28 protein-coding genes, 3 tRNA genes and 1 pseudogene are annotated in these 25,212 nt (G+C 60.5%); 26 read left to right on the top strand and 6 right to left on the bottom strand.

What is annotated here, in order from left to right:
- From RJQ10_RS11685 to RJQ10_RS11665, 5 genes and pseudogenes are all read left to right on the top strand, one after another.
- A pseudogene (locus tag RJQ10_RS11685) lies at positions 1-536 on the top strand (biosynthetic arginine decarboxylase); the annotation flags it as partial.
- Positions 537-563: 27 nt separating this feature from the next.
- A complete protein-coding gene (locus RJQ10_RS11680) occupies positions 564-1,784 on the top strand; it encodes a saccharopine dehydrogenase family protein (RefSeq protein WP_350146761.1) in 1,221 nt (406 codons plus the stop codon).
- A 1-nt stretch (position 1,785) separates the two neighbouring features.
- Complete coding sequence (nspC, locus tag RJQ10_RS11675) at positions 1,786-2,976, top strand: carboxynorspermidine decarboxylase (RefSeq protein ID WP_350146758.1); 1,191 nt, start codon at positions 1,786-1,788, stop codon at positions 2,974-2,976.
- Positions 2,977-3,248: 272 nt separating this feature from the next.
- Complete coding sequence (locus RJQ10_RS11670) at positions 3,249-3,650, top strand: bactofilin family protein (protein WP_350146756.1); 402 nt, start codon at positions 3,249-3,251, stop codon at positions 3,648-3,650.
- Between the two features lie 49 nt (positions 3,651-3,699).
- Entirely contained in the window at positions 3,700-4,269 is a 570-nt protein-coding gene (locus RJQ10_RS11665; RefSeq protein ID WP_350146754.1) for a hypothetical protein, read from the top strand.
- Here the strand turns inward: RJQ10_RS11665 and acnB are convergent.
- On the bottom strand, positions 4,256-6,874 hold the full coding sequence (gene acnB / locus RJQ10_RS11660) for a bifunctional aconitate hydratase 2/2-methylisocitrate dehydratase (protein ID WP_350146752.1): 2,619 nt from the start codon (positions 6,872-6,874) through the stop codon (positions 4,256-4,258). The two genes, RJQ10_RS11665 and acnB, sit on opposite strands and share 14 nt — an antisense overlap.
- A gap of 197 nt (positions 6,875-7,071) precedes the next feature.
- Between acnB and RJQ10_RS11655 the strand changes: the two genes are divergently transcribed.
- Both RJQ10_RS11655 and RJQ10_RS11650 read left to right on the top strand, forming a co-directional pair.
- On the top strand, positions 7,072-7,542 hold the full coding sequence (locus RJQ10_RS11655; protein ID WP_350146750.1) for a DUF1289 domain-containing protein: 471 nt from the start codon (positions 7,072-7,074) through the stop codon (positions 7,540-7,542).
- Positions 7,542-8,195, top strand: a complete 654-nt coding sequence (locus tag RJQ10_RS11650; protein WP_350146747.1) for a MiaE family protein — start codon at positions 7,542-7,544, stop codon at positions 8,193-8,195. Before RJQ10_RS11655 ends, RJQ10_RS11650 begins: the two co-directional genes overlap by 1 nt.
- Before the next feature lie 14 nt (positions 8,196-8,209).
- Here the strand turns inward: RJQ10_RS11650 and RJQ10_RS11645 are convergent, their stop codons facing one another.
- Both RJQ10_RS11645 and RJQ10_RS11640 read right to left on the bottom strand, forming a co-directional pair.
- Complete coding sequence (locus tag RJQ10_RS11645; RefSeq protein WP_350146745.1) at positions 8,210-8,926, bottom strand: UDP-2,3-diacylglucosamine diphosphatase; 717 nt, start codon at positions 8,924-8,926, stop codon at positions 8,210-8,212.
- Between the two features lie 13 nt (positions 8,927-8,939).
- On the bottom strand, positions 8,940-9,437 hold the full coding sequence (locus RJQ10_RS11640; protein WP_350146743.1) for a peptidylprolyl isomerase: 498 nt from the start codon (positions 9,435-9,437) through the stop codon (positions 8,940-8,942).
- A 164-nt stretch (positions 9,438-9,601) separates the two neighbouring features.
- On the opposite strand from RJQ10_RS11640, the gene RJQ10_RS11635 reads away from it, so the two are divergent.
- Both RJQ10_RS11635 and cysS read left to right on the top strand, forming a co-directional pair.
- The gene (locus RJQ10_RS11635) at positions 9,602-11,278 is read left to right on the top strand and encodes a glutamine--tRNA ligase/YqeY domain fusion protein (RefSeq protein ID WP_350146741.1); all 1,677 of its coding nucleotides are present in this window, start codon (positions 9,602-9,604) and stop codon (positions 11,276-11,278) included.
- Positions 11,275-12,654 (top strand): cysteine--tRNA ligase, encoded by a 1,380-nt coding sequence (gene cysS / locus RJQ10_RS11630; protein WP_350146739.1) that lies wholly within the window; start codon positions 11,275-11,277, stop codon positions 12,652-12,654. The genes RJQ10_RS11635 and cysS overlap by 4 nt, the downstream gene beginning before the upstream one ends.
- A gap of 48 nt (positions 12,655-12,702) precedes the next feature.
- Here the strand turns inward: cysS and folD are convergent, their stop codons facing one another.
- Entirely contained in the window at positions 12,703-13,548 is an 846-nt protein-coding gene (gene folD, locus RJQ10_RS11625) for a bifunctional methylenetetrahydrofolate dehydrogenase/methenyltetrahydrofolate cyclohydrolase FolD (RefSeq protein WP_350146737.1), read from the bottom strand.
- A 185-nt stretch (positions 13,549-13,733) separates the two neighbouring features.
- On the opposite strand from folD, the gene RJQ10_RS11620 reads away from it, so the two are divergent.
- From RJQ10_RS11620 to RJQ10_RS11555, 14 genes are all read left to right on the top strand, one after another.
- A tRNA-Pro gene (locus RJQ10_RS11620) sits at positions 13,734-13,810 on the top strand.
- A 52-nt stretch (positions 13,811-13,862) separates the two neighbouring features.
- Positions 13,863-13,938: transfer RNA gene (locus RJQ10_RS11615), tRNA-His, on the top strand.
- A 301-nt stretch (positions 13,939-14,239) separates the two neighbouring features.
- A complete protein-coding gene (locus RJQ10_RS11610; RefSeq protein WP_350146735.1) occupies positions 14,240-15,517 on the top strand; it encodes a tyrosine-type recombinase/integrase in 1,278 nt (425 codons plus the stop codon).
- Positions 15,514-16,194, top strand: coding sequence for a hypothetical protein (locus RJQ10_RS11605; protein WP_350146733.1), 681 nt, complete (start codon positions 15,514-15,516; stop codon positions 16,192-16,194). The genes RJQ10_RS11610 and RJQ10_RS11605 overlap by 4 nt, the downstream gene beginning before the upstream one ends.
- Before the next feature lie 170 nt (positions 16,195-16,364).
- The gene (locus tag RJQ10_RS11600; protein WP_350146731.1) at positions 16,365-16,502 is read left to right on the top strand and encodes a hypothetical protein; all 138 of its coding nucleotides are present in this window, start codon (positions 16,365-16,367) and stop codon (positions 16,500-16,502) included.
- Positions 16,503-16,744: 242 nt separating this feature from the next.
- Entirely contained in the window at positions 16,745-18,040 is a 1,296-nt protein-coding gene (locus tag RJQ10_RS11595) for a DUF3631 domain-containing protein (RefSeq protein WP_350146729.1), read from the top strand.
- Between the two features lie 340 nt (positions 18,041-18,380).
- Positions 18,381-18,695: a helix-turn-helix domain-containing protein gene (locus RJQ10_RS11590; protein WP_350146727.1), complete on the top strand. Its 315-nt coding sequence runs from the start codon at positions 18,381-18,383 to the stop codon at positions 18,693-18,695.
- Positions 18,696-18,869: 174 nt separating this feature from the next.
- The gene (locus tag RJQ10_RS11585) at positions 18,870-19,136 is read left to right on the top strand and encodes a hypothetical protein (RefSeq protein ID WP_350146725.1); all 267 of its coding nucleotides are present in this window, start codon (positions 18,870-18,872) and stop codon (positions 19,134-19,136) included.
- An 81-nt stretch (positions 19,137-19,217) separates the two neighbouring features.
- Positions 19,218-20,222 (top strand): phage major capsid protein, encoded by a 1,005-nt coding sequence (locus tag RJQ10_RS11580; RefSeq protein ID WP_350146723.1) that lies wholly within the window; start codon positions 19,218-19,220, stop codon positions 20,220-20,222.
- A gap of 2 nt (positions 20,223-20,224) precedes the next feature.
- Positions 20,225-20,569, top strand: coding sequence for a hypothetical protein (locus RJQ10_RS11575; RefSeq protein ID WP_350146721.1), 345 nt, complete (start codon positions 20,225-20,227; stop codon positions 20,567-20,569).
- Entirely contained in the window at positions 20,566-20,850 is a 285-nt protein-coding gene (locus tag RJQ10_RS11570) for a hypothetical protein (RefSeq protein WP_350146719.1), read from the top strand. The genes RJQ10_RS11575 and RJQ10_RS11570 overlap by 4 nt, the downstream gene beginning before the upstream one ends.
- Positions 20,851-21,149: 299 nt before the next feature.
- A complete protein-coding gene (locus RJQ10_RS11565; RefSeq protein WP_350146718.1) occupies positions 21,150-21,566 on the top strand; it encodes a hypothetical protein in 417 nt (138 codons plus the stop codon).
- 248 nt (positions 21,567-21,814) lie between these two features.
- Positions 21,815-21,958, top strand: a complete 144-nt coding sequence (locus RJQ10_RS11560; protein WP_350146716.1) for a hypothetical protein — start codon at positions 21,815-21,817, stop codon at positions 21,956-21,958.
- 317 nt (positions 21,959-22,275) lie between these two features.
- On the top strand, positions 22,276-22,548 hold the full coding sequence (locus tag RJQ10_RS11555) for a hypothetical protein (RefSeq protein ID WP_350146714.1): 273 nt from the start codon (positions 22,276-22,278) through the stop codon (positions 22,546-22,548).
- A gap of 171 nt (positions 22,549-22,719) precedes the next feature.
- On the opposite strand, the gene RJQ10_RS11550 is transcribed toward RJQ10_RS11555, so the two are convergent.
- A complete protein-coding gene (locus RJQ10_RS11550) occupies positions 22,720-23,262 on the bottom strand; it encodes a hypothetical protein (RefSeq protein ID WP_350146712.1) in 543 nt (180 codons plus the stop codon).
- A 223-nt stretch (positions 23,263-23,485) separates the two neighbouring features.
- On the opposite strand from RJQ10_RS11550, the gene RJQ10_RS11545 reads away from it, so the two are divergent.
- A tRNA-Arg gene (locus RJQ10_RS11545) sits at positions 23,486-23,562 on the top strand.
- 67 nt (positions 23,563-23,629) lie between these two features.
- Here the strand turns inward: RJQ10_RS11545 and RJQ10_RS11540 are convergent.
- Entirely contained in the window at positions 23,630-24,259 is a 630-nt protein-coding gene (locus RJQ10_RS11540; RefSeq protein ID WP_350146710.1) for a DUF8453 domain-containing protein, read from the bottom strand.
- Positions 24,260-24,424: 165 nt separating this feature from the next.
- Here RJQ10_RS11540 and RJQ10_RS11535 point away from each other — a divergent pair, with 165 nt between their 5' ends.
- Together RJQ10_RS11535 and RJQ10_RS11530 are read left to right on the top strand one after the other, a co-directional pair.
- A complete protein-coding gene (locus RJQ10_RS11535; RefSeq protein WP_350146708.1) occupies positions 24,425-25,021 on the top strand; it encodes an ATP-binding protein in 597 nt (198 codons plus the stop codon).
- Between the two features lie 33 nt (positions 25,022-25,054).
- Complete coding sequence (locus tag RJQ10_RS11530) at positions 25,055-25,183, top strand: hypothetical protein (protein WP_350146706.1); 129 nt, start codon at positions 25,055-25,057, stop codon at positions 25,181-25,183.
- Positions 25,184-25,212: the final 29 nt, after the last annotated feature.

Here is a 25,212-nt window from a genome sequence, read left to right as displayed (position 1 = left end):
ACTACTGCAATTTCAGCCTGTTCCAGTCGCTGCCGGATATCTGGGCCATCGACCAGCTGTTCCCTATCATGCCCCTGCACCGCTTGCAGGAAGAGCCGACGCGCCGCGGCATGCTCGCGGATCTCACCTGCGACTGCGACGGCAAGATCGACAAGTTCTCCCTGCCCGCGGGCACCAGCAGCACCTTGCCGCTGCACGGCCTGCAGGACGATGATGACTATACCCTGGGCGTGTTCCTCGTCGGGGCCTATCAGGAGACCCTGGGGGATCTGCACAACCTGTTCGGCGACACCAACGTGGTCAACGTGGCGGTCAATCCTGACGGCAGCTTCGACTTCGCCCGTGAATTCCACGGCGACAGCATCGCCGACGTGCTGAGCTACGTCGAATATGAGCCCAAGCACATGCAGGAACAGTTCCGCCAGGTGGCGGAAAGCGCGGTGCGCAGCGGCCGCATCTCGGTTGCCGAGCGCCAGGAGATCCTGCGCGCCTTCCGCGACAGCCTGCAGGGCTACACCTACTTCGAGCACCACTGATCCAGGCAGCAAAAAAGGAGCACAGATATGTCCAAAGTGATAATCATCGGCGCCGGTGGCGTCGGCGCGGTGGTGGCGCACAAGTGTGCGCAACTGCCGGAAGTGTTCACCGATATCCTGCTGGCCAGCCGCACCGAGTCCAAGTGCAAGGCTATCGCCGCCCAGGTCTCAAGGCCTATTCGCACCGCCCGGGTGGATGCGGACAATGTGGCCGAGCTCACCGCCCTGCTCAAGGCCGAGCAGCCGCTGCTGGTGATCAACGTGGCGCTGCCGTACCAGGATCTCACCATCATGGATGCCTGCCTGGCGGCCGGTGTGCACTATCTCGATACCGCCAACTACGAGCCGCCGGATACGGCGAAGTTCGAGTATCACTGGCAGTGGGCCTACCAGGACCGCTTCCGTGATGCCGGCCTCACTGCGGTCCTCGGCAGCGGCTTCGATCCGGGCGCCACCAATATTTTCACCGCCTACCTTGCCAAACATTATTTCGACGAGATCAGCGAGCTCGACATCATCGACGTCAACGGCGGCGACCACGGCTATCCCTTCGCGACCAACTTCAATCCGGAGATCAATATCCGCGAAGTCAGCGCCGAATGCCGGCACTGGGAGGGCGGCCAGTTCGTCACCACGCCGCCCATGTCCAAGCAGGCGCGCTTCGACTGTCCCGAGGATGTCGGCGCCTTCAACATCTATCGTATGTACCACGAGGAACTGGAATCCCTGAGCAAGCATTTCCCGGGCCTGAAGCGCGCCCAGTTCTGGATGAGCTTCTCGGAGAATTACCTCAAGCATCTGGAAGTGCTGCGCAATGTGGGCATGACCGGCATCGAACCGGTGGATTACCAGGGACACAAGATCGTGCCCATCCAGTTCCTGGCATCATTGCTGCCTGACCCTTCCACGCTCGGGCCGCGCACCAAGGGCAAGACCTGTATCGGGTGCATCGTGCGCGGGACCAAGGATGGCGTGGAGAGAGTGATGTACCTGTACAACATCAGCGACCACCAGGAGTGCTACCGGGAGGTGCAGTCCCAGGCGATTTTCTACACCACTGGCGTGCCGGCGGTGATCGGCGCCAAGATGATCCTCGAGGGGCACTGGCGTGAACCCGGGGTGTGGAATGTTGAACAGCGCGATCCGGACCCGTTCATGGCGGACATGAATCGCTATGGCCTGCCGTGGACAGTGGTCGAACTGGACCCGTCCTTCCGCCTCGACGTGGTCAAGGGACAGGAAATCTAGGGTGCAGATTTTCCAGTTCACGGACTTCAGCAAGCTGGATCTCGCGCGGCTTCCGTCCCCCTGCTACGTAATCGACGAGGTGGCGGTGGAGCGCAACCTGGCCATCCTGCAGCAGGTGGCCGAAGCCAGCGGCGCGAAGGTGCTGGCGGCGCTGAAGGCCTTCTCCTGCTGGCGCCTGGGAGAGCTGACAGCGCGCTACCTGAGCGGTAGCTGTGCCAGTGGCCTGCACGAGGCGCGGCTGGGCTACGAAGATTATCGCGGCACGGACGAGAGCGGCGAGGTCCATGTATTCGGAGCCGGCTACCACGAGGCCGACCTGCGCGAGATCCTGCAGATCGCGCACCACGTGGTGTTCAACAGCTGTGCCCAGTGGGTCCGTTTCCGGCCCCTGTGCCTGGCAGCCCAGCGCGAGCGCCCGGCGCTGCGTTTTGGCTTGCGGATCAACCCGGAACACTCCGAGGGCGATGTCCCGATCTATGACCCCTGCGCACCTGGTTCGCGGCTCGGCATTCCGCGTTCACAGCTGGACGTCGATACCCTGGAGGGGATCACCGGGCTGCATTTCCACACGCTTTGCGAACATGATTTTCCGCCCCTGCAGCGCACTCTGGCGGCGGTGGAGGCCAAATTCGGCGATCTCCTGCCGCAGATGGAGTGGGTTAATTTCGGCGGCGGCCACCACATCACCCGTCCGGGCTACCAGATCGACGACCTCGTGAACTGCGTTCGGGACTTCGCCGAACGCCATCAGGTGCAGGTCTACCTGGAGCCGGGGGAGGCGGTGGCTATCGGCACCGGCGTGTTGGTCACGGAAGTGCTGGATTTGACCTGGAATGCGCTGGACCAGGCCATTCTCGACTGCTCCGCCACCTGCCACATGCCGGATACCCTGGAAATGCCTTACCGGGCCGAGCTGCTGGGAGCGGGGGCGGCGGGAGACCTGTCGCATACCTACCGACTCGGCGGGCTGACCTGTCTCGCCGGGGACGTTATCGGCGACTACAGCTTTCCGGCGCCGCTGCAGATCGGCCAGCGCCTGGTATTCAGTGACATGGCGCACTACACCATGGTGAAGACCAGCACCTTCAACGGCACCCGGCTACCAGCCATCGCACTCTGGAATTCCGCTACCGGCGCCCTGGAAGTGGTGCGCGAGTTCGGTTACGAGGACTTTCGCGGCCGCCTGAGCTGAACAGATGCAGCGGCTACGGCGGTTGTCCCCCGGGCTGCGGGGCGGGCACGGTGAATGGCCGAAAAGTCCAGATACCCCAAAAGGGCTTCTTCCAAGCGCTCCGTGGCCCTGCTACGATTGTCCGCCCACACAGGCATTAAGGTGGCGATCTGATGTTTGATCGAAACAAGAACAAAGCGCCGGCGGAGCCGCCGGCACCGGAACCCGTGGCGGCCCCCAGACCGCCGGAAGCCCCGCCCACGCCCAAACCCGCCGTCTCGAGGAGCACCGCCATGATTGGACCGAGCATTCATATCAAAGGCACCGTGACCGGTGGCGAGGACCTGTTGATCCAGGGCAAAGTAGAAGGCACGATTGATCTCGGGGAACACGAAGTCTCGGTCGGGCAGTCCGGCAAGGTTACCGCGGACATCAAGGCCAAGACGGTGAAGATCGAGGGCGAAGTGGCCGGCGATGTCAGCGGCAGCGAGAAGGTCGTGATTGCCAAATCCGGTCGGGTACGCGGCAATATAGTGGCGCCGCGGGTCACGCTTGAGGATGGCGCTATCTTCAAGGGCAGCATCGACATGGATCCAGGCGACACCCGCACGGTCCAGGCCCCGTCCAAGGCAGACAAGCCCTCCGCCCCCGCAGCACCGGCTGGCAACCCGGGTCTGGACCTGAAGCACGGTTGAGCCCCATGGTCCCGTTCCCGGCCGGGATGGCACTGCGCCTGCCCGGATAGTGAGCACCCGGAGTCAGTCGTCGACGCTGCTTGCTGCGGCATTGCAGCGCATGGAGGAAGGGGAGCGGATCACGGTGCTGGATGTGGGCCCTGCGCTACCGGAGACGGTGGCGTTTTTTTCCGCTGCGCCCTGTACCCTGCACATCGTCGACCTGTTCAGCGCGCTGCCACTGTCGGCCGGGGACGCTGATCCGAGCTTTGGCGAGCAGCTGGAGGCGCTACTGTCCCTGCCGCCGGACATCCGGTTCGATATTTGCCTGTTCTGGGACCTGTTCAACTACCTGCCCGAGGCCGCCGCCAGATCCCTGCTGCAGCTGCTGCGACCTCACCTCCATGCCGGGACCCGGGCCCACGCCTTTGGCGTCCACAAGCGCGGTGCGCCGGAGGAGTCACGGATTCACGGGATCCAGAGTGCGGATACGCTGAGCCTGAGGCCGCGGCGGCAACCGCTAGCCGGCTATGCGCCCATGCCCCAGGCCCAGCTGCAGGCGGTGCTGGCCGACTTCCGCTTTGAGCGCAGCGTGCTGCTGGCGGACAGTCGGCTGGAGCTGCTGCTCAGGCGGCGCTGACCACGTCCACCTGCACCGCTGCGATACGCTTGCCTTCCTCGGCGCTGTTCTGGAACTCCACGATCTGGTCGAAGTTCATGTAGCGGTAGATCTCCGCCGACATGGCATCGAGCTTGCTCGCGAACTGCAGGTACTCCTCCGGCGTCGGCAGCTTGCCGAGAATTGCCCCCACCGCCGCCAGTTCCGCCGAGGTCAGGTAGACGTTGGCGCCGTCGCCGAGCCGGTTGGGGAAGTTGCGGGTGGAGGTGGAGAGAACGGTGCTGTTCGCTGCCACCCGGGCCTGGTTGCCCATGCACAGGGAGCAGCCGGGCATTTCGGTGCGGGCACCGGCGCGACCGAAGATATTGTAGTAGCCCTCTTCCATCAGCAGGTGCTGGTCCATCCGCGTGGGGGGTGAGATCCACATGCGGGTGGAAATGCTGCCTTTGTGCTGGTCCAGCAGCTTGCCGGCGGCGCGGAAGTGGCCGATGTTGGTCATGCAGCTGCCGATGAAGACTTCGTCCACCTTGTCACCGGCGACCGCGGACAGCAGACGGGCGTCGTCGGGGTCGTTGGGCGCGCAGACAATGGGTTCTTTCACCTCTGCCAGGTCGATTTCAATGACCGCCGCGTATTCGGCGTCGGCATCAGCCTGCATCAGGCTGGGGTTGGCCAGCCACTCTTCCATCTTGCGGGCGCGGCGCTCCAGGGTGCGGGCGTCACCGTAGCCCTCGGCAATCATGGCCCGCAGCAGGACCACGTTGGAGCGCAGGTATTCGCCAATGGTGTCTTCGTCCAGGGCGATGGTGCAGCCGGCGGCGGAGCGCTCGGCCGAGGCATCCGACAGCTCGAAGGCCTGTTCCACGGTCAGGCCGGACAGGCCCTCGATTTCCAGGATGCGGCCGGAAAAGATATTCTTCTTGCCCTTTTTCTCCACCGTCAGCAGGCCCTGCTGGATGGCGTAGTAGGGGATGGCGTGCACCAGGTCACGGAGGGTGATGCCGGGCTGCATTTTGCCCTTGAAGCGCACCAGTACGGATTCCGGCATGTCCAGCGGCATGACGCCGGTGGCGGCGGCAAAGGCCACCAGGCCGGAACCCGCGGGGAAGGAAATGCCCATCGGGAAACGGGTATGGCTGTCGCCACCGGTACCCACGGTGTCGGGCAGCAGCATGCGGTTCAACCAGCTGTGAATGATGCCATCGCCCGGGCGCAGGGAGACACCGCCGCGGGTCATGATGAAGTCGGGCAGAGAGTGCTGGGTGTCGATGTCCACCGGCTTGGGGTAGGCGGCGGTGTGACAGAAGGACTGCATCACCAGGTCCGCGGAGAAGCCCAGGCAGGCCAGGTCCTTGAGCTCGTCCCGGGTCATCGGGCCGGTGGTGTCCTGGGAGCCGACCGTGGTCATGCGCGGTTCACAGTAGGTGCCGGGACGCACGCCGTCCACACCGCAGGCGCGGCCGACCATTTTCTGCCCCAGAGTGAAGCCCTTGCCGCTGTCGCCAGGGACTTCCGGGGTGCGGAACAGGGTGGAGCGGGGCAGGCCCAGGGCCTCCCGGGCGCGGGTGGTGAGGCCGCGGCCAATGATCAGGTTGATGCGGCCGCCGGCGCGCACTTCGTCCAGCAGCACGTCAGACTTGAGCGCGAACTCCGACAGCACCGCGCCGGACTCTGACAGGATCTTGCCGTCATAGGGGCGCACTTCGATGACGTCGCCCATGTTCAGCTCATCCACCGGCGCTTCAAACACCAATGCCCCGGCGTCTTCCATGGTGTTGTAGAAAATCGGCGCCACCTTGCCGCCGATGCAGATGCCGCCACCCTTCTTGTTGGGTACGCCGGGCATGTCCTCGCCAAAGAACCACAGCACCGAGTTGGTGGCGGACTTGCGTGAGGAGCCGGTGCCAACCACGTCGCCGACGAAGGCGACCGGCAGACCCTTGGCCTGCAGCTCGGCGATCTGGCTCATGGGGCCGGTGACGCCTTGCTCTTCCGGGGTCAGGCCATCGCGGGTCATTTTGTACATGGCCAGCGCGTGCAGGGGGATATCCGGGCGCGACCAGGCATCGGGGGCGGGGGAGAGGTCGTCGGTGTTGGTCTCGCCGGTGACCTTGAACACGGCTACCTTGATCGATGCCGGAACTTCCGGGCGACCGGTGAACCATTCGCCTTCGGCCCAGGATTCCAGCACTTCTTTCGCGTTCGCGTTGCCGGCCTTGGCCATCTCTTCCACATCGTGGAAAGCGTCGAATACCAACAGGGTGTGCTTGAGCTCGGTGGCCGCCAGGGCGCCCAGCTTGGCATCGGGCAGCAGGCCGACCAGGGTCTCGATATTGTAGCCACCGTGCATGTTCCCCAGCAGTGTGACAGCGGCTGCGCGGTCGATCAGCGGGCATTCAGTCTCGCCCTTGGCGACAGCGGACAGGAAGCCGGCCTTGACGTAGGCGGCCTCGTCCACGCCCGGTGGCACGCGGGTGGTAATCAGGTCCAGCAGAAACTCTTCCTCCCCGGCGGGGGGCGTCTTCAGGAGTTCTACCAGGGAGGCAACCTGCTCGGCGCTCAGGGGCTTGGGCGGAATGTTGAGGGCGGCCCTTTCGGCCACGTGTTCGCGATAGGCTTCTAGCACAGTAAAGCTCCTTGTTGCGGTGACGGGTGGCCCTGCGGGCAGGCCTGGTGGCTGCATCCGCTGCCGTGGAAACAGGTGGCGCAGTATAGCCCAGCGCCGGTGCAAGATAAATCGGCGCTATCCTTATACCGTGCATTCAGGCGGTCGATGGCTTACACTTCCAAACCGTAACTGGCCCCGTTTTTCCGCTTCTACCTATGCTTAGAACCGTCGTCAAGACGCCCTGTATCGGCGTTTGCTCCACCGGCATCGGCGATGCCGTATGCCGCGGCTGCAAGCGTTTCAGCCATGAGGTTATCAACTGGAACGGCTACACGCACGAGCAGAAGCTGGCGATTGACGGGCGCCTGGCGGACTTCCTCTCGCGCTGTGTCAGCAACAAGCTGGCGGTGGTTGACAGCGCCCTGTTGCAATGGCAATTGCAGGTACAGCAGTTGCGCTTCAACCCCGACCACGACGAGTACTGCCAGGTCTTCAGCCTGCTGAAGGCGGGCGCCGGACAGATTGCGCGCACCGAGGATTTCGGCTTTACCGTATTCGGGGAGTTCCGCGAGCTGGCTCTGCCGCAGCTGCGCGACCTGATCGACCAGGAGTTCTATATCCTCTCCGAAGCCTACTACGAGCGCTACATGCGCACCCCGGACCTGTTCGGCGGAGAGGGTCACTGATGCCGGATGTCGATGCCCTGCTGGCGCCGGTGCGGGCGTTTTTGCCCTGTGCAACGCCGGCGGTCTGGGTCGAATGGGCTCTGGACCACCCCGGACTGCTGCTGGTGGACCATGCCAACTGCGAGAAGAAGGCCGCGTCCACGGCGCTTAACCTGATGTACCGCTACGTCGACCAGCCGCGATTGCTGCAGAAACTGTCCCGGCTGGCGCGGGAAGAGCTGCGCCATTTCGAGCAGGTATTTGCCCTCATGCAGAAACGCGGGGTGGCGTACCCACAACTGAGCGCGTCACGCTATGCCGGGGAGTTGCGCCGGCAGGTGCGGGGGAGCGAACCGGGACGGCTGGTGGACACACTGCTGGTGGGCGCGCTGATCGAAGCCCGCTCCTGCGAACGGTTTGCGGCGCTGATCCCGGTGCTGGATGCGGAGCTGGCGGACTTCTACTCCTCACTGTTGAAATCCGAGGCGCGTCACTTCGAAGACTACCTGGGGCTGGCGGCCGGGCTTGCCACGGCGGCGGAAATAGCCGGGCGCCTGGCGGTCCTGCGCGCCTGCGAAGCGGCGCTTATCGAGAGCGAGGACAGCGAATTTCGCTTCCACAGCGGTGTGCCGGGCCCAGCAGTGAGTCGCAACATAACCTCACCCTGGGTTTAAGTTTAATCTGTATGTTATTGTTTTATCTCAAAATTAATTAACGAAATATCGTCCGGGGTGGCTTCGATGTACCAGCCTTCCCGGTCCCAGTCGCCGAGTACCCAGCGGGTGCCGGCCGGGTGCTTGTGGCGCGCCGGACGATGGGTGTGGCCGTGGATCATCTGCCGCACCTCGTGGTCCAACAGAGCGCGATCGACCTCGCTCGGCGTGACATCCATGATGTCCTCTGCCTTGTTGCTGTTGGCCTCGCGGCTGCGATTGCGCAGTTCCCTGGCCAGGGTCCTGCGTTCTTCCAGTGAGCGGGCCAGCAGCTCGGTCTGCCACGCGCGGGTGCGGGTGGTTTTGCGAAAAGCCTGGTATTCCGTGTCCCGTGTGCAAAGGCTGTCACCGTGCAGTAGCAGGGTCGGTTCGCCGTACAGGTTCACCACGCGGGGATCGCCCAGCAGCTTGCCACCCACCTGCTGGCAGAACTCTTTGCCGAGCAGGAAATCCCGGTTGCCCTGCATGAGGTACAGGCGGGGGCCAGCGGCGCTGAAGCGCTTGAGCATTTCCTTTACTTCCCGCGCCAGGGATGAGTCGTCATCATCGCCGATCCAGACTTCGAACAGGTCGCCGAGGATGTACAGCGCGTCACAGTCCTGGTGCTCCAGCAGGAAGCGGCGCAGCGCCCGGACCACGGCCGGGCGGGTTGCTTCCAGGTGCAGGTCGGAAATGAAGTAGGTCGCAGGCACTGCGGCCTCTGCCTCAGTCCTGGGTGATCTCGATGGTCTGGATGATGACCGGATCCACCGGCACGTCCTGGTGGCCGGCGCGGCTGGTGGTGGGCAACACGCGGATCTTGTTCAGCACTTCCTCGCCGCCGGTAACCTTGCCGAACACGGCGTAGCCCCAGCCCTGGGGGTTCTTGCCGCTGTGGTTGAGAAAGTCGTTGTCCTTCACATTGATGAAGAACTGGGCCGTGGCCGAGTGGGGATCCATGGTGCGGGCCATGGCGATGGTGCCAAAATCGTTCTTCAGGCCGTTGTCGGCTTCATTGGTAATGGGCGCCCCGGCCGGCTTCTGCCGCATATCGGTGTCGAAGCCGCCACCCTGGATCATGAAGTTGTCAATGACGCGGTGGAAAATGGTGCCGTCGTAGTACCCTTCGCTGGCGTACTTGAGGAAGTTGGCCACGGTGGCGGGGGCCTTTTCCGCATCCAGGGTGAGGGTGATGTCGCCAAAGGTGGTTTTGATGATGACCATTGCAGAGACCGTCGCTGTCGAAAAAGAGTGCGCAATGATACGGGCTTTTCCCGGCCAGTAAAACACGGCGTGCGCGACAATAGCCTTCCCGACCGCAGCAAAGTCCTGTAAGGCCTTCCCGACAGGCAGTATAATGCCCGGTTTTTGGAGTCGACCCGGACCGCATGGATATCAAGCCCGCCAACAACTTCCTCCAGACACTGATCGCGGACGACCTGGCCGCAGGCCGGGTACAGGAGGTGGTCACCCGCTTTCCGCCGGAGCCCAATGGCTACCTGCACGTGGGGCACGCCAAGTCCATTTGCCTGAACTTCGGCCTGGCAGAGCGCTTTGGGGGCCGCTGCAACCTCCGTTTTGACGATACCAACCCGGAAAAAGAGAGCCAGGAATTCATTGAGTCCATCCAGGCCGACGTGCGCTGGCTGGGGTATCAGTGGGCAGGGGAGGTGCGCTATGCCTCCAGCTACTTCCAGCAGCTCTATGACTGGGCCCTGCACCTGGTGCGCAACGGCGATGCCTATGTCTGTGACCTCAACGCCGAACAGGCCAGGGAGTACCGGGGCACCCTGACCGAGCCCGGCCGCAACAGTCCCTTCCGGGAGCGGTCTGTGGAGGAGAATCTGGATCTGCTGGCGCGGATGAGGGCCGGCGAGTTTGACGAGGGCAGCAGGGTGCTGCGGGCCAGGATCGACATGGCCGCGCCGAACATGAACCTGCGCGACCCCATTCTCTATCGCATACGCAAGGCAGTGCACCACCAGACCGGAAGCGAGTGGGTCATCTACCCTACCTATGATTTCGCCCATGGCCAGGAAGATGCGATCGAGGGTATTACCCACTCCGTCTGCACCCTGGAATTCGAGGACCACCGTCCCCTCTATGACTGGTTCATCGAGCACCTGCCGGTGCCGTCGCGACCGCGGCAGTACGAGTTCGGACGCCTGAACCTGAACTACACCGTCACCAGCAAGCGCAAGCTCAAGCAGCTGGTGGACGACGGCGTGGTCAACGGCTGGGACGACCCGCGCATGCCCACCATCGCCGGCATGCGCCGCCGCGGGTTTACCCCGGCGGCCATCCGCCGCTTCTGCGACATGATCGGTGTTACCCGCAGTGACGGCGTGGTGGATGTGGCGATGCTGGAGCACGCTATTCGCGATGACCGCAACGACAACGCCCCCCGTGCCCTGTGCGTCCTCAACCCGCTGAAACTGGTGCTGACGGACCTCGCGGCGGACCACCAGCAAACGCTGAGTGCGCCCGCGCACCCGACCCGGGAAGAACTGGGCAGTCGCCAGCTGCCGTTCACCCGCGAGTTGTACATCGATGCCGATGACTTCCGGGAAGAGGCCAACAAGAAGTACAAGCGACTGGTGCTGGGCAAGCGGGTGCGGCTGCGCAACGCCTGCGTGGTCGAGGCCACGAACGTGGTCAAGGACGCTGCCGGCAATATCACCGAAGTACACGCGGTGACGATCCCCGATACCTTCGGTGAAGATCCCGCCGACGGCATCAAGCCCAAGGGCGTGATCCAGTGGGTGTCCGCCAGCGCCGGGCGACGCGCTACCGTACGGCTGTACGACCGCCTTTTTACCCACGAGGCGCCTGACCGCGGTGACAACGCCTATATGGATTTCCTCAACCCGGAGTCGCTGAAGGTCGTGGAGAATGCCTGGATCGAGCCGGGGCTGGCAGACGCCGCACCCGAGCAGGGCTTCCAGTTCGAGCGCGAGGGATACTTCGTGGCGGACCGCTATGAGCACACGCCTGAGCGCCCCGTATTCAACCGTACCATCGGGTTGCGCGACACCTGGAGCGCGGGCGGCGGAGACCAGGGATGAGCATTACCGTCTACAACACCCTGAGTGCGCGCAAGGAACCCTTCGTGCCGCTGGAGCCCGACACCGTCACCATGTACGTGTGCGGGCCCACGGTCTACAACCTCGCCCACATCGGCAATGCCCGTCCGGTGGTGGTTTTCGATGTGCTGTTCCGACTGTTGCAGACCCAGTACGGCAAAGTGATCTATGCCCGCAATATCACTGATGTCGACGACAAGATCATCGCCGCTGCCCGGGACACCGGTCGCGGGATCGAGGAAGTGACGGAGGAGTTTACCGCCAAGTACCGTGAGGATATGGCGGCCCTGAATGCCCTGCCGCCCACGCTTGAGCCCCACGCCACCCACAATATCGACGCCATGATCGCCCTGACCAGCACCCTGATCGACAAGGGCCACGCCTACGAGAGCCAGGGTCACGTCCTGTTTGCGGTGGAGTCCATGCCCGACTACGGGCGTCTGTCCAAACGCTCCCTGGACGACATGCTGGCCGGCGCGCGGGTGGAGGTGGCGGACTATAAACGCCACCCGGGCGATTTTGTGTTGTGGAAGCCCGCGGCTGCGGAGGACCCCGGCTGGGACAGCCCCTGGGGACGGGGCAGGCCGGGCTGGCACCTGGAGTGTTCGGCCATGATCCGCGCCCACCTGGGGGAGACCATCGATATCCACGGCGGCGGCCGGGATCTCATTTTCCCCCATCACGAAAATGAAATCGCCCAGAGCCGCTGCGCCCACGGCGGCGACTATGTGCGCTACTGGATGCACAATGCCTACCTGGACATCGACGGTGAGAAAATGTCCAAATCCCTGGGCAATTTCCGCACCGTGCGCGAGCTGCTGGGCCACTACCGCGGCGAAGTGCTGCGCTTTGCCCTGCTCTCGGCCCACTACCGGTCGCCGCTGAACTTCTCCGCGGAGCTGCTGGACCAGGCGGAAGCGACCCTGGCCGCGTTCTATAACGCCCTGCGTGCGGTTCAGGAGCTGCCGGCAGAGGATGCGGCAGTGGAGCTCGCCGATGAACCCTTCTATCGGGCGCTGGAGGATGATCTCAACACGCCACTGGCGATTGCCGAGCTGCATGCGCTGGTCAAGCAGCTGCACAAGGCGGCGGATGCAGACCTGCCGCGGCTGAAGGCACGTATCCTGGCGGCCGGGGCATTGCTCGGCATCCTGCAGCAGGATCCCCGGGAATGGCTGCAGGGCGGGGCGGGAGAGGAACTGGTCGACGCCGAGGCGATTGAGGCGTTGATTGCCGAGCGCCAGCAGGCCAAGGCGGACAAAAACTACGCGCGCGCCGATGCCATTCGCGCCGAGTTGCTGGCGGCCGGGGTGGAACTGGAGGATTCCCGCGAGGGGACACGCTGGCGGCGGGTGTAAGCCGGGGCGCCCTCCACGGGGCGCGCCGCACACCACCAGGGACTGGGCTCAGCCCAGGGACTTCTCCCCGGATATGACGCTCTGCAGGATCAGCGTATTGATGGTCATTGGTCCCACGCCGCCGGGCACCGGGGTGTAGGCGCTGGCCTTCTCCACCAGTGGTCCCAGTTCGACATCGCCCACCCCGCCGGGGTGGTAGCCGGCGTCCACCACCACCGCGCCCGGTTTGACCCAGTCGGCGCGGATAAACTCCGGCTTGCCCACGGCTCCCACCAGGATATCCGCCTGCGCTACCAGGGCGGGCAGGTCCCGGGTGCGGGAATGGCAGATGGTGACCGTGGCATTCTTCTGCAGCAGCATCATCGCCATCGGTTTGCCCAGGATCGGGCTGCGGCCGACGACCACCGCGTGCTTGCCTTCAATGTCGATTCCGTAGTGTTCCAGCATACGCATGATGCCCTGGGGGGTGGCGCAACCATAGGCGTCCTCGCCCATGGCCATGCGGCCAAAGCCCAGGCAGGTCACGCCATCGACATCCTTCTCCAGGGCGATGGCGTCGAAACAGGTGCGCTCATCGATCTGCGCGGGCACCGGGTGCTGCAGCAGAATGCCGTGGACCTCCGGGTTGGCGTTCAGTTCGTGGATCCTGGCCAGCAGGGCCTCGGTGGACGTGGAGGCGGGCAGTTCCACCGCCAGCGATTCCATGCCCACCCGGCGGCAGGCGTTGCCTTTCATCTTCACGTAGGTCGCCGACGCGGGATCGTCGCCCACCAGGATGGTGGCGAGAATAGGGGTCTTGCCCCCGGATTTGGCCTTGATCTGCTCGACGCGGGCAAGCAGGTCGGCCTCGGTTTGGGCCGCGAGGGTCTTGCCGTCCAGAACCAGTGCTGACATGGGCTGTGTTTCCTGTGTTGGCGAACTGTGGAGGGCGCGTATTGTCCCATGCAGTGCCTGTAAATGGGAGAGGCACGCCGGGTGAAACCCGCGTAAAATCACCAAGATGGCGTTGACGGCTCGCCGGGGGCTGAGTATCATGCGCCTCCTGAAAACGGGTGGCTCATTGCAGCCCGCAGGATCATCGGGGTATAGCGCAGTCTGGTAGCGCGCCTGCTTTGGGAGCAGGATGTCGGGAGTTCGAATCTCTCTACCCCGACCAACTTATGGCCACAGCTGTCAGGTTGGTTAAGCAGTTTTCAGACTTTGCAGTGGTGGCCGTAGCTCACGTGGTAGAGCACCGGATTGTGGCTCCGGAGGTAGCGGGTTCGAGACCCGTCGGCCACCCCATCCCTCTTTGTCCTGTAGTCTTTGCACCCGGCGACCGCTTTCTTCGCGCCCGCGATGCTACAATCTCACGCTTCCGGGGGTATAGCTCAGCTGGATAGAGCAACGGCCTTCTAATCCAATCGACCCCATTTCCCCGTATCCCGCGCCAAATCTGGCTTTCCTCCCAATATCCACCCTAAGTTACTGATTTACATTAAGAATACTCATTCTAAGCAAGTACAACGGCCTATAAAGCAGTATAGACTTTCTATCCCTAGCTAAGTTAAAGTGCTAACAGAAAGTACTAACACGGACTGCGGCCATGACCAAACTCCCGACCAGACTTGAGTTCACCGACCGTTTCGTCAGGGGGGTCAAGGTTGAGGCCCGTACCCTGTTCTCTGATGAGAGCTGGCGACCCGATCTGAAGCGCAAGAGGCGCGGCCTTCTATTAATGGTAGAGCCGTCAGGAACAAAGACTTGGTATATCCGCAAGCGTGAAGATGGGAAGCGCGTCATGCGCTCTGTGGGCGAGTTCCCCCAGGTTGGGGTAGCTGGTGCCCGTGAGCGTTACGACGATGTAGAGGATCACCCCGGCAGTCTGAGCGAGGCCGTTCAATCTGTTCTCGGGCTGGATCAGCCGAAGGTCGATCAGCTGACTGTCCGGCGGCTGGTCAACAGGTATATTGAGCAGGAAGCCGAGCCATTCAACCGCGACTGGAAGAATCAGGAGCGCACCCTCAATACCGAGCTGGTGGCGCGTCATGGCGACCTGCCAGCCGATCAACTGACCGCCGAGCATGTTCTCGGTATCGTGCAGGCCGCTCTGGACCGTGGAGCGCCCCGTGTGGCCCAAGAAGCTTTGAAGCAGACCAAGAGCCTGTATAACTGGGCGATGGGGCGCAAGCGCGTTAGGCGGCGCGAGGTGGCCAAGGCCGACGCCAAGACCGCAACCCATAGAACCGCAATCCTCGACATTGCCCGCAACCCGGCAGAGGGCATTGTTGCCCCAACCTACAAGGCCCGTAGTTACCACATGGAAGGTAAGACACTGGAAGGGTTCCAGTCGGTACTGCGGGAGTCCAAGTTGCGCGAGGATATAAAGCACATCCTCCTGTTGCAGATGATGACCTTCTGCCGCGTCGGAGAGGTGGCGGGGGCCAGCTGGTCAGAGTTCGACCTTCGCAACAAGGTTTGGACTATCCCGGCTGAGCGGTACAAGACTGGCAGGGAACACATTGTCATGCTCCCCAAGCAAGCCGTTACTCTATTGAAGTCCCTCCCGCGCCATGAATCAGGGTACTTGTTCCCCCAGCCCCGTGCCCCGCGTCCGATTGCGTCCGATGTTGTCGGCAAGGAGATCAACAAGCGCCGCAAGGACATGAAGCTGCACAAGGACTTTTCCAGCCATGCACTAAGGCACAGCGGGCTAACGTGGCTTGCAGCTAACCATTGCCCCCATGAGGTCAGGGAACGGCTTCTAGGGCATGTTGTGGACAGTTCCGGCGATATGTCACAGCGTTATCAACACCATGAGTTTATGACCGAGCGTCGGGAGTGGACGCAAAAATGGTGCGATTACCTGGAGAGCGGAAAATGAAGTCAAAGCGCATCTCTGACCGTGAGATTCTTGAGCAGCAACTTCACTGGAGTGAGGAGATAGTCAGCGGTACATACCCTGTTCAAGATGCCATCCGAAACCAATGCGTCCTACTTGTGGAGTGGACCCGACGCCAGCGGAAAGCGCAGGGTGAAATATCACAGGCATGGGAAGACAGGGAGCGGGCAGCACGGCAGATCGTTCGAGTATTGAATCAGGCCAAGCGGGCATCGTCTAAAGGCGATCCCGTGGCCGCGACTCACAGCGCCGTTACTGCCGGGGGCATGTATTTTGGTTTGAGTCCCGATGATGTAATGATCGATCTTCGCCAGAAATTAGATGAACTGGTTGCAAGGGAGTTGGGGCGTGGTAAGGCGGTTCAAAAGGGGGGCAAGGCAAAGCTGGGTAAGGAAGGCAAGTTGAAGCGCACCTTACGGGCATTGTATGAAACGATGGACCCGTGTGATCTTGGACACCTCATGGCAGAGCTAGAGGCTGATGCACTTGGTAGGGAGTCTGCACTGCATGGTCTGCGAGAGCAAGATGAGAATGTGCTTATCAACCCTGTCGAAGTAATCGCAGATGGAATGCTCTACGATGAAGTCGGCGGGAGACCTGGAAAATATGTCACCGCCAAACGCCTAAACGACATTCTTTCCGAGCTTCGCAAAGAGTAATAGACACGTTTTATCCCGGTTTGCTGAGCATTCCGGGAATTCTCCATTCCTCGCTATTTATTCTATCCCCGTGGCCATAAACACATTGGCATTAACACGGAGCGATAGAGATGGATACAAAACCTCACCCTTGGTCGATCCCCGGACGCGCTGCCCAGGCGGGCGTATGTGTGGCAACGATTTACAACGAGATGAAGCGCGGCAGGCTCAGAGGTCGCAAGGTCGGCGCTCGTACGATCATTCCTGACGACGACTGGAACGAGTACCTGGAGCGCTCCAACCGGAAGACAGTGCAGGGGGTAGCCTGATATGACACTAAACGAAAACGCCCCCACCGAGTGCGAGTCGGTGAAGGGCGCAAAGGTAGCCGGGCTGGCTGAGTCTCATTCTACACTTTGTCGCTGTGGATTCACACTAGAAGAACTTGCAGCACTTCAACACTACTGTCTGAAGTATTCGGCACTCGTGAGATCAGGCCGCACCCCGACGCCAGAACAAGACGCTCGTTTTCTTCGCTATTCAGCCGTCTGTTACAGCACCGGAGCCGCCTATGTTAAACCTTGATGACCTGGACCGCCGCGCCCAAGCGGTAGCACAAGACTTCTATTCAAGTGCCATTGTGCCGACGGAAGGCGCACAGCTCTTGATCGAGGTGGAGTTGTTCCTGGCGCGGTTCGTTGCCTATCCAAGTGAGCATTGCCGGGTAGCACATACCCTGTGGATCGCGCACACACACTTGATGGATGCATGGGACTCAACGCCGAGGATCGGTTTCCTCTCTCCTGAGCCGGGTAGCGGCAAGACTCGCGCATTGGAGATAACCGAGACCCTGGTCCCGAATCCTGTTGAAGCTGTAAATGTTACGCCAGCCTATTTATTTCGGAAGGTTGGCGACGAGAGCGGACCCCCGACCATTCTCTACGATGAGATCGATACAGTCTTTGGCCCCAAAGCCAAAGACAATGAGGAACTTCGTGGTCTATTGAATGCTGGCCACCGTCGCGGAGCTGTTGCAGGTAGATGCACCGTCAGGGGCAAAGAGATTGTTACCGAGGAAATACCGGCTTATTGCGCTGTTGCATTGGCTGGGCTGGGCGGGCTGCCTGACACCATACTGACCCGATCAGTGGTAATCAGAATGCGCCGACGCGCCCCTGGTGAAAAGGTCGAGGCTTACCGTCGCCGGATTCACAGCGCCGAAGGTAACGCTCTGCGGGATCGCCTGGAAAGCTGGGCATTGCAGGTTGTGGATGCTCTCACCGACGCATGGCCGGATATGCCGGATGGTATTGAGGACCGCGACGCCGACGTATGGGAGCCGCTGCTGGCGATTGCCGATGTTGTTGGAGGTGACTGGCCAGACCGCGCTCGTGTCGCCGCTGTAACCCTTGTAACCGAATCTAAAGAGACCACCCCCAGCTTAGGCGTGAGGTTGTTGTCTGATCTGAGAGATGTGTTCAAAGGTGAAGCCATGTTCACCCGCGAGATTCTCGATTCTCTCAATGATCTGGATGATGCCCCGTGGGGAAGCCTGAGAGGGCAACCGATGGATGCGAGAGGGTTATCAAACCGACTCAAGCAATACCGGATCAATCGGCGGACTGTTCGCATTGGGCATGATGTTGGTAAAGGTTATGCCCGCGTCGATCTGGTTGATGCATGGGACAGATACCTCCCTCCCTTACCTCAAAACTCGGTTACGTCGGTTACAACGGTAACGGATGGGGCCGTAAGTGGTAGTGGTGTAACCCATGTAACCCATGTAACCGATTCTGTGGCGACAGAGAGGCAGACTTGCCCGGCATGTGATGGTGAAGGCTGCGGCCATTGCGAGGTGCAACCATGACCAGGAAAAGCGGGACAAGTTGTCCCACTATTGCAGCTCGTGGTCCGGGCCGACCAGAAGGCTTTGCTAGCGAGACAGCGAGGAAAACCGGCCAGAGCAAGCGCAGTATCAACCGGGCTATCTGGAGAGTCGAGAACACCACCCAGGAGGCCCGCGACCTTATCCGGGGCACCAGACTAGACACCGGCGCAATGCTGGATCACCTCGCACGGATGGAGCCTGAAGATCAGGTTCCGTATATCACTGATCAGATGGCTAACCCTGCCCCTCGCCGTGATAAGACGCCGCGCTCATCTACCTGTCCGCACTGTGGCGGTGACCTTTCGCGGGAGTCCACACGATGACTGATTTCGTTTCCTACGCCAGCGCCATGCGGCTGTTGGGCTGCGGATACACTCAAGCGCAACTCGCGGGGATCACCGGACTTAACCAGGGCACCGTGTCGCGCCGTCTACGGCGGGGCATGGACCTGTACTTCAAGAGCAAGTCGACCAGACAGATCGCTGCCGAGGTTGGGGTATCGCAATCTACTGTTAGCCGCATTCTTAACCGGAAAGATGATCGTGTCTTCGACCTGATATGTAAACGATGCAAAACGGAAGAGTGCCATTCTGAATCAAACGCATACATGCCGGAGGGCGGCGAGAATGGATAGCACAAATGAACTAGATGACTTCCGCACCGCCCTGGCGATATTGCACGGCTTCGCTCTGGAGTCTCCGATCCTTAACCAGCGCGGTATCGTTCGCCACCTGGAGCGAATAATCAATATCGCAGCACAGCTATCTGCTGAAGAGGCTCTTCAGTCGGATGGAGGGAGGGCGAACCGATGAACCATTGCAGCGAGTGCGGCCAGCCACTGCCAACCGACCCGGTAGAGGCCGAAGCCGAAACCATACGCTCATGGTGCCGGGACAATGGTGTTGTCCTGGTGTTGGGCGATGCCATTCACCAGAGCGCGGCAGCGCGGTATCTGGGGCTGTCGCAAAAGACCCTGCAGAACTGCTACTTCCTGCCAAGCAAACGGATTCGACGGCGTGTTTATGTGCGAATTGGGGATATTGCCGAATTTATTTGTAATCAAATTTCCCGGTAGTTCCCGGTAGTTCCCGGTGCGGTTCGGTTACTAGAAATCGAGTTGGTAAAATGAAGATTAAAGCCACCGAGGATTTACCCAATGTCTAAAATCTTGTCACTCAGTCCCGCAAGCCATTACCTCCGCGCTGTAACAGCGATGGCGTGTAGTCCACTTGATCCGCACACTTTCATTGCCGAGCATTACCGGGGCTTTGGCGATCACGTTGAAAAGGCGCTGGAGGGTATGACTTCCAACGACTCCAAGCCGACCCGCTATGTTGAAGATTTTTTTGACCAAGTATTCGAGCGCAGTATTTTCACACAGATCGACAATTTGCGGCGCACTGACTTTAACGTGTGGTTGTCCGTCGCCGAGTCCGGTTCCACCGCATACTGGACTGGCGAATCTGCCCCCGCGCCAATCTCAAAAATGGCATTGGCATTCACTGAGCTGAAGTACAAAAAGCTAATCGCCATTGTCGTTCGCTCAAAAGAGATGTTTAAGCAGGCGGCGGGCAGCAACCTAAACGAAAGCGTCCTGTTCAATGACCTGATCGGTACAACCGCGCTGAGCATTGATACACCCGCGCTTGATCCCGCCAACGCTGGCGACGACGAAAGACCAGCAAGCCTGACCTATGGCGTGATCCCGGTTAGTGCGGGTTCCGATATTGGCGCGGGCATTGCCGATACCATTTCACGATTTGACGGCGACCTACAAGCGGCGCACTGGATAAGTCACCCGACAACTCTGGCGAAGATTGCGATGACTCGTGATGCTGCGGGGGGCTATATGTTCCCCGACCTGTCACCGCGCGGCGGCAGTCTTTTGGGAATGCCAGTGGTTGCCACCCGAGCCTGCCCCATTGATTCAGACGGCGGGAGCTTGATCCTGGTTGACCCTAGCGGCATTGCAGTGGCGATGGAGCCGGGCCGGCTTGTGGATTCCTCCCATACCGATATATCGATGGTGGACGAAACCGACAGCACCGGGCCGGTAATGGTGAATATGTTCCAGACTGAAGGCATTGCTTTGAAAAGCACCACCTACGCGAACTGGAGCGTACAGCGCGCGGGTTCCGTGGCTGTGCTGACTGGTATCTGAGCATGAAACTTGTCGAGTCATTTCTACCAGGGGCACCGGCGCGGATAGAGGCAGAGCTTAAGCGGGCCGATGCTGGCGACACAGGGTTTGCGTTCGCGCTGGCCCTAGTGTCGGAGCTGGCAAGCAAGATGGATGCGGAGCTAAAGGCGATTCGCGCCGATGTTGCCGAGCGCCAGAAAAGCCTGGCCGACCACTACACGGGGCCGTGGCGAATCGACCAGGAGTATCAGCGCAACGCACTGGTCACGCACCGCAATTCACTCTGGTTGTCGCTGACCCAAACAGATACGGAACCGGGCAAAGGCCCAACGTGGAAAATGGTAAGCAAAGGAGACAAGCCAGCATGAAGGAACTACTGCTAGACATGGCTCACGACTACACCGGGCGTATGCTAATCAACCCGCACGACCGAGCCGAGGCAGTGGCGATGAATCAGCTACAGGGCCAAGAGTGCGAGGCTGTCATCCGGTTTGCGAGTGGTGCGACCCTGACCCTTGAGTTCGATCTGCCCGCGTCCGTGCCTGCTGCTGTATTGCCCACACTTGAGACCCTGTTGTGGCAAACGATAAAGGAGATCGAGAATGGAGTGGAGCGGGATCTGCCAACACACGGGCACACTGTCCACTGATGGCCAGAAGGTGGAGGTTCAACGTCCACGAGTACCGGCTGCCCAAGCCTAAGCGCAGTAAGCCCAAGCGCAAGGGACCGCAGGAAACCGAGAGCGGGCGCAAGGCAGGGGGGCGTGGTCACGAGGTACGGCGGCAATGATTCAGGAAACCGAGTCCGGCCTAAATTTCGCCCGCCCGCAATTGGATTAATAGGATTGACAGGGGGCGGGAGGGTAAGAGGTCAAGGGCGATGGATTGGGAAATCGCGGCCTAAGTCTTCCAACTAGAATCAGCGGGTTTTTTCCTTAAGGGTGAAATTATGGGAACACGAGGTAAGCAGTCCAGCGCGGCATTGAGTGTCGCACCCCTGTCGGAGCGCAGACCAGGACCACCGGAAACACTCACCGAGGCGCAGGCCGCGATATGGAAGCGAATTGTTGGAGTTTACCCTGCCGACTACTTCAGGCCAGACAGCTTTGACATTCTGGCCGCATATTGTCGCCATGTGGATGCCGCCGCGATTCTGAATCATGAAATCGACCGCTATACGTCCGACTGGCTGACCGAGGATGACGGACTCAAGAGGTACAAGACCCTGTTGGAGTGCCGGGACCGTGAATCACGCGCAGCGATGGCCCTGGCCCGTTCAATGCGGATTACTCACCAGAGCCGGTACACCGAGAAGGCCGCCGCCAGTGTCCAACGGCGCAGCGGGAAGCCTATCTGGGAAGTTTGACTAGGCCAGCCCGAGAGCTGACCGCACCACGGGACGTTTTCGGCGGGCGTGTCGTGTCAGGCGTTTGACTGGTTGCGCCACTACCCCCGACCGTTGTCGCGCGGCGGGGGGTTTCCTTTACGGGGGCATGTGAAACTGACAGGCCCACCAATGCAAAACCGGCTGGGTTCCCTTCTTTTAACGCAATTGCGATTTTTCTTTAAAAAATTCTGAGGCCCGATATGGCAGAATCTGAGTTGTGTGCGCGTGTGCCTGCCCGCCCGCGCGAGGATACCACCAAACTACCCAGGGTAGAGCGGCAGCGGATCAACCGAGAGGCGCACCGTCTGGCCCAGGAGTTCGAGCGGCAGGAGCGGGAGCGGTTGACCCGCGAGGCTGTAGAACGCGGTTGAGCGGCGAGGAAGCTTGAGCAGGCGGCTTGTCCGTGGATTCCTTGAGGGTCAATAGTAAACCTTAGCCTATGTCGTTATTGTATCGCCTCAGCAGACAAGCGGCGCGTTAGGCGTTAGGGGTGAGCATGAGTTACATCAGGTTGGCATTTTTCCTCTCCAGCGCACTGCTGGCCGCGCAGTCCGTATCGCAAGACGAATTCGATAGAGCGGTGTGCGAGGCGAATGTTGACCCCTATGCGCGAGACCGATGCCTTGAATCAATAGGAATCGCGCCAAAGCCAAGCGCGCCAGTCACCGCCCAGGAGGATTGGAGAGCAGTGGCAAAGTCTCACCTGGTTGATGCCAACACATACTGCAAGCGCCCGGTAGAGCGCCTCGCGCAATATGATTTTGAGTGGACAGACGGCTGGCTTACCCTCAAGTTCCGCCACTACATCCAGTCAGAGCGGCCTGGGACGTTTATCTACATCGGAGACAGCATCAAGCTCCAGAACGGCTTCGGCGCGTGGCAGCCGCATATCTATGCCTGCGAGTACCGCCCGAGCACCAAAACCGTGGTGGAGGTGAGCGCCTCGCCTGGGCGACTGTAGTCCCGATTGTTGATGCCACCGCGAAGGCCGCCGCAGCGACCACCAGCGTAATGAAGCCGACCAGAGTAACCGTGCCCGCCTGCAAGCCTGTTCTGCCCTGTAGACCGCTGCTGCGGCCTCCTGGCGCATCTGCGCGGGCAAGTCTTCATCTAGGTTACGCATGGGCTGAGTCTAGCGAGGCTCCCAGCCTAGCTTTCTGCAGCGATCTTGAATGCTCTCAATGGTCACGATCTCGCCGGTTCCCTCAGGATAAATCTGTGCCTGCTCTATTTCCACGTTTGTTATTCCCTTCATCCCGATTTCGTAAAGAGCATCTTGAAGGGCACTCAATTCCGCTGCGCTTTTGCCTTTGAATCTTTGCCGATATGACTTTTCCACCAGATCAATGACCGGGAATACGCGGATCATTGCCTTGAGACGATCCCGTATCTCGTGGGCGTTAGAAATGACGTCGGTACAAACGGGGTAAAAGAATGCCAGCTCAAGGTGCTCTAGCGCCCTGGAGGTATGGTTAACCCGAGAGGCGAGCGTTTTGGCTGTCTCCATTTTTGCCAAAGAATTCTGAACCTGCTCTGCAAGTCTGCCGACCTCGACTACTTGCTCCGCCCGAGCCTTGGCCGCTGCTTCTGCCTCCTTTCGCTTCGTCGCATGGCCGCTAACGAACACAATGCCCCCGATAACTAGAATCATTACTAGTGCCGCTATGAATTCCATGGGAACTTTCTCGCTTTCTTATTCTGGAATGGCGAATGAGTCTCGGATGATACCCGGCACCGGATGGGCGGGCTAGGCTAACGGACCGGAACGTTCCGATGTTGGAGGAAGGCAGCAGTGAATAGACCGCATGGAGCCAGTGAGGGTATACTCCCGCCTCGCTTGTTTGACCCGGAAGTACCAACAAGTGAATAGTACCAACGCAGGTACTAACAAAAACCACGGGGGTATAGCTCAGCTGGATAGAGCAACGGCCTTCTAAGCCGTAGGTCGAGGGTTCGAGTCCTTCTGCCCCCGCCAAACTACAAAGGGTCCTTTCCGGGGGCATGGGTTACATTTTATTCCCTGCGCGGGCCGCTGGGGCCGGCTAGTTGATATACGTATCGCTGCCGAAATCCGGACAGGCCTCGACCAACTCCGGCGCCTGCAGGTTGTTGCCGCTATCCGCAAGCCAACACTCGTCGAATATCGAGCAGTAGCAGAAGGTGAGCGCGCCTCGTGGCCTACTGACGGCACCAACCAGTTTTCGTGCCAGGTTTGCATTGTTCGTACTGAATACAACAACCGTTTCATCGGGTCGAATGACACGATCGCTGATAAAGTTCCGGTTGATCGTCGATTCAGTATCCCCGTCCACTCTGGCAACCAGCTCGGACCAGTTTCTCGCGACGGTGCCATCGATGCTAATACGGACGTCCTTCATTTTTGCGGGACCCACACCGGCATTCGTGAATGCCAACGAGAATCCTGCCGCATCGCCCGTGTCGTAGTCTTCAAGCATCAATTGCACAAACGGCCAGACGGCCGCCGCGGTCTGTTGGCGAACCGCAGCAGATTCTGTAAGTGCCGCATAGAGTGCGACTACAGCAATCAAGACACCGGCGACCGAGAGAATAGTTTGCCAGAAGGTCAGGCGGATGATGTGGTGTTCGGCACGCAACAAGGCGTGAGCGCCGGCCGAGTCAACATCCTCTGTAGCTTTTTTGTCGTCAGTCATGCATCGAATCTCTGTCGCCTATTTGCGTGTCGGCCAGGCCAAAGTCTGCGCCAGGAACTGTAAGCGCTGTTCTGACCCACTCTACGAGAGTGCTTGCCCGCAACTCGCAAGCTTACATCCAACAGCTTGCTGGTCGGAAGAGGTCATCTCCCAAGTTTGGCCCCAATGTCTCAAGATGGGCGAAAGTCCAGACGGGTCAGCCTTGTGATTACCGAACAGGAAAAGCAGCTTTGCCTGGTGGTGGCAGATAACGGCAAAGGCATTCCGCAGGCGGCTCTGCCCAAGCTGTTCGACCCTTTTTATTGCGTGAACAACACCTCCCATCGCGGCACCCAAGGCACGGGCCTGGGGCTGGGGCTGGGGCTGGCAACGTTGCTGTGCCTGGTATCCCAGCTCAAGGCCGATAACGTGCAAAGCTTGGACGTGGGCATGGAGCTGTTGTGGAAATCCCTGGCTGTCGGGCGCAACGAAACCCATTTCATGGCGATTTTCCTGTCCAGTTTCAGCCTGTTGCTGTTCTACGCCTTTTTGTATCGCGCAAGTTTACTGCCTCGCTGGCTGAGAGGTTTTGCTAATCTCGCCTGTGTTTTGCAGTTGATTGCCATTGGCAACACCTTTTTCCAGGGCCAGGTGTTAGTGCTGCTGCATCTGCCGCTGCTGTTAACGCAGATAGTTGTACCTGTCTATCTGATTGTCTTCGACACACCTCTGCCGGCGACTACAGAGCCAACTGCACCTATGCCCATGAATCAGCGCTGCTAAGTTGCAGCGCCAGACCATTTCTCAGGAACAAACATGGCCACGATGCTGTACTTTCATATTCTGACTGGCGTGCTCGGGATCGTCAGCGGTTTCGCTGTGTTTCTGGGGCAGGCGACGTTGTTTCCCCTGGCCTTACAGCAAAGTGGCCATGTTTGTTCCTGAGAAATGGTCTGGCGCTGCAACTTAGCAGC

Source organism: Haliea sp. (genome assembly GCF_040222615.1).
Classification (GTDB): domain Bacteria; phylum Pseudomonadota; class Gammaproteobacteria; order Pseudomonadales; family Halieaceae; genus Haliea.
This window is presented reverse-complemented; position numbering and strand designations above follow the sequence as displayed.

What these genes read in the sequence shown, in the direction of transcription:
- RJQ10_RS11680 (WP_350146761.1), top strand. Translation starts at nt 564, where the DNA reads ATGTCCAAAGTGATAATCATCGGCGCCGGTGGCGTCGGCGCGGTGGTG.
- RJQ10_RS11670 (WP_350146756.1), top strand. Translation starts at nt 3,249, where the DNA reads ATGATTGGACCGAGCATTCATATCAAAGGCACCGTGACCGGTGGCGAG.
- RJQ10_RS11655 (WP_350146750.1), top strand. Translation starts at nt 7,072, where the DNA reads ATGCTTAGAACCGTCGTCAAGACGCCCTGTATCGGCGTTTGCTCCACC.
- RJQ10_RS11650 (WP_350146747.1), top strand. Translation starts at nt 7,542, where the DNA reads ATGCCGGATGTCGATGCCCTGCTGGCGCCGGTGCGGGCGTTTTTGCCC.
- RJQ10_RS11640 (WP_350146743.1), bottom strand. Translation starts at nt 9,437, where the DNA reads ATGGTCATCATCAAAACCACCTTTGGCGACATCACCCTCACCCTGGAT.
- RJQ10_RS11635 (WP_350146741.1), top strand. Translation starts at nt 9,602, where the DNA reads ATGGATATCAAGCCCGCCAACAACTTCCTCCAGACACTGATCGCGGAC.
- cysS (WP_350146739.1), top strand. Translation starts at nt 11,275, where the DNA reads ATGAGCATTACCGTCTACAACACCCTGAGTGCGCGCAAGGAACCCTTC.
- folD (WP_350146737.1), bottom strand. Translation starts at nt 13,548, where the DNA reads ATGTCAGCACTGGTTCTGGACGGCAAGACCCTCGCGGCCCAAACCGAG.
- RJQ10_RS11610 (WP_350146735.1), top strand. Translation starts at nt 14,240, where the DNA reads ATGACCAAACTCCCGACCAGACTTGAGTTCACCGACCGTTTCGTCAGG.
- RJQ10_RS11605 (WP_350146733.1), top strand. Translation starts at nt 15,514, where the DNA reads ATGAAGTCAAAGCGCATCTCTGACCGTGAGATTCTTGAGCAGCAACTT.
- RJQ10_RS11595 (WP_350146729.1), top strand. Translation starts at nt 16,745, where the DNA reads ATGTTAAACCTTGATGACCTGGACCGCCGCGCCCAAGCGGTAGCACAA.
- RJQ10_RS11590 (WP_350146727.1), top strand. Translation starts at nt 18,381, where the DNA reads ATGACTGATTTCGTTTCCTACGCCAGCGCCATGCGGCTGTTGGGCTGC.
- RJQ10_RS11585 (WP_350146725.1), top strand. Translation starts at nt 18,870, where the DNA reads ATGAACCATTGCAGCGAGTGCGGCCAGCCACTGCCAACCGACCCGGTA.
- RJQ10_RS11580 (WP_350146723.1), top strand. Translation starts at nt 19,218, where the DNA reads ATGTCTAAAATCTTGTCACTCAGTCCCGCAAGCCATTACCTCCGCGCT.
- RJQ10_RS11575 (WP_350146721.1), top strand. Translation starts at nt 20,225, where the DNA reads ATGAAACTTGTCGAGTCATTTCTACCAGGGGCACCGGCGCGGATAGAG.
- RJQ10_RS11570 (WP_350146719.1), top strand. Translation starts at nt 20,566, where the DNA reads ATGAAGGAACTACTGCTAGACATGGCTCACGACTACACCGGGCGTATG.
- RJQ10_RS11565 (WP_350146718.1), top strand. Translation starts at nt 21,150, where the DNA reads ATGGGAACACGAGGTAAGCAGTCCAGCGCGGCATTGAGTGTCGCACCC.
- RJQ10_RS11550 (WP_350146712.1), bottom strand. Translation starts at nt 23,262, where the DNA reads ATGGAATTCATAGCGGCACTAGTAATGATTCTAGTTATCGGGGGCATT.
- RJQ10_RS11540 (WP_350146710.1), bottom strand. Translation starts at nt 24,259, where the DNA reads ATGACTGACGACAAAAAAGCTACAGAGGATGTTGACTCGGCCGGCGCT.
- RJQ10_RS11535 (WP_350146708.1), top strand. Translation starts at nt 24,425, where the DNA reads ATGTCTCAAGATGGGCGAAAGTCCAGACGGGTCAGCCTTGTGATTACC.
- RJQ10_RS11530 (WP_350146706.1), top strand. Translation starts at nt 25,055, where the DNA reads ATGGCCACGATGCTGTACTTTCATATTCTGACTGGCGTGCTCGGGATC.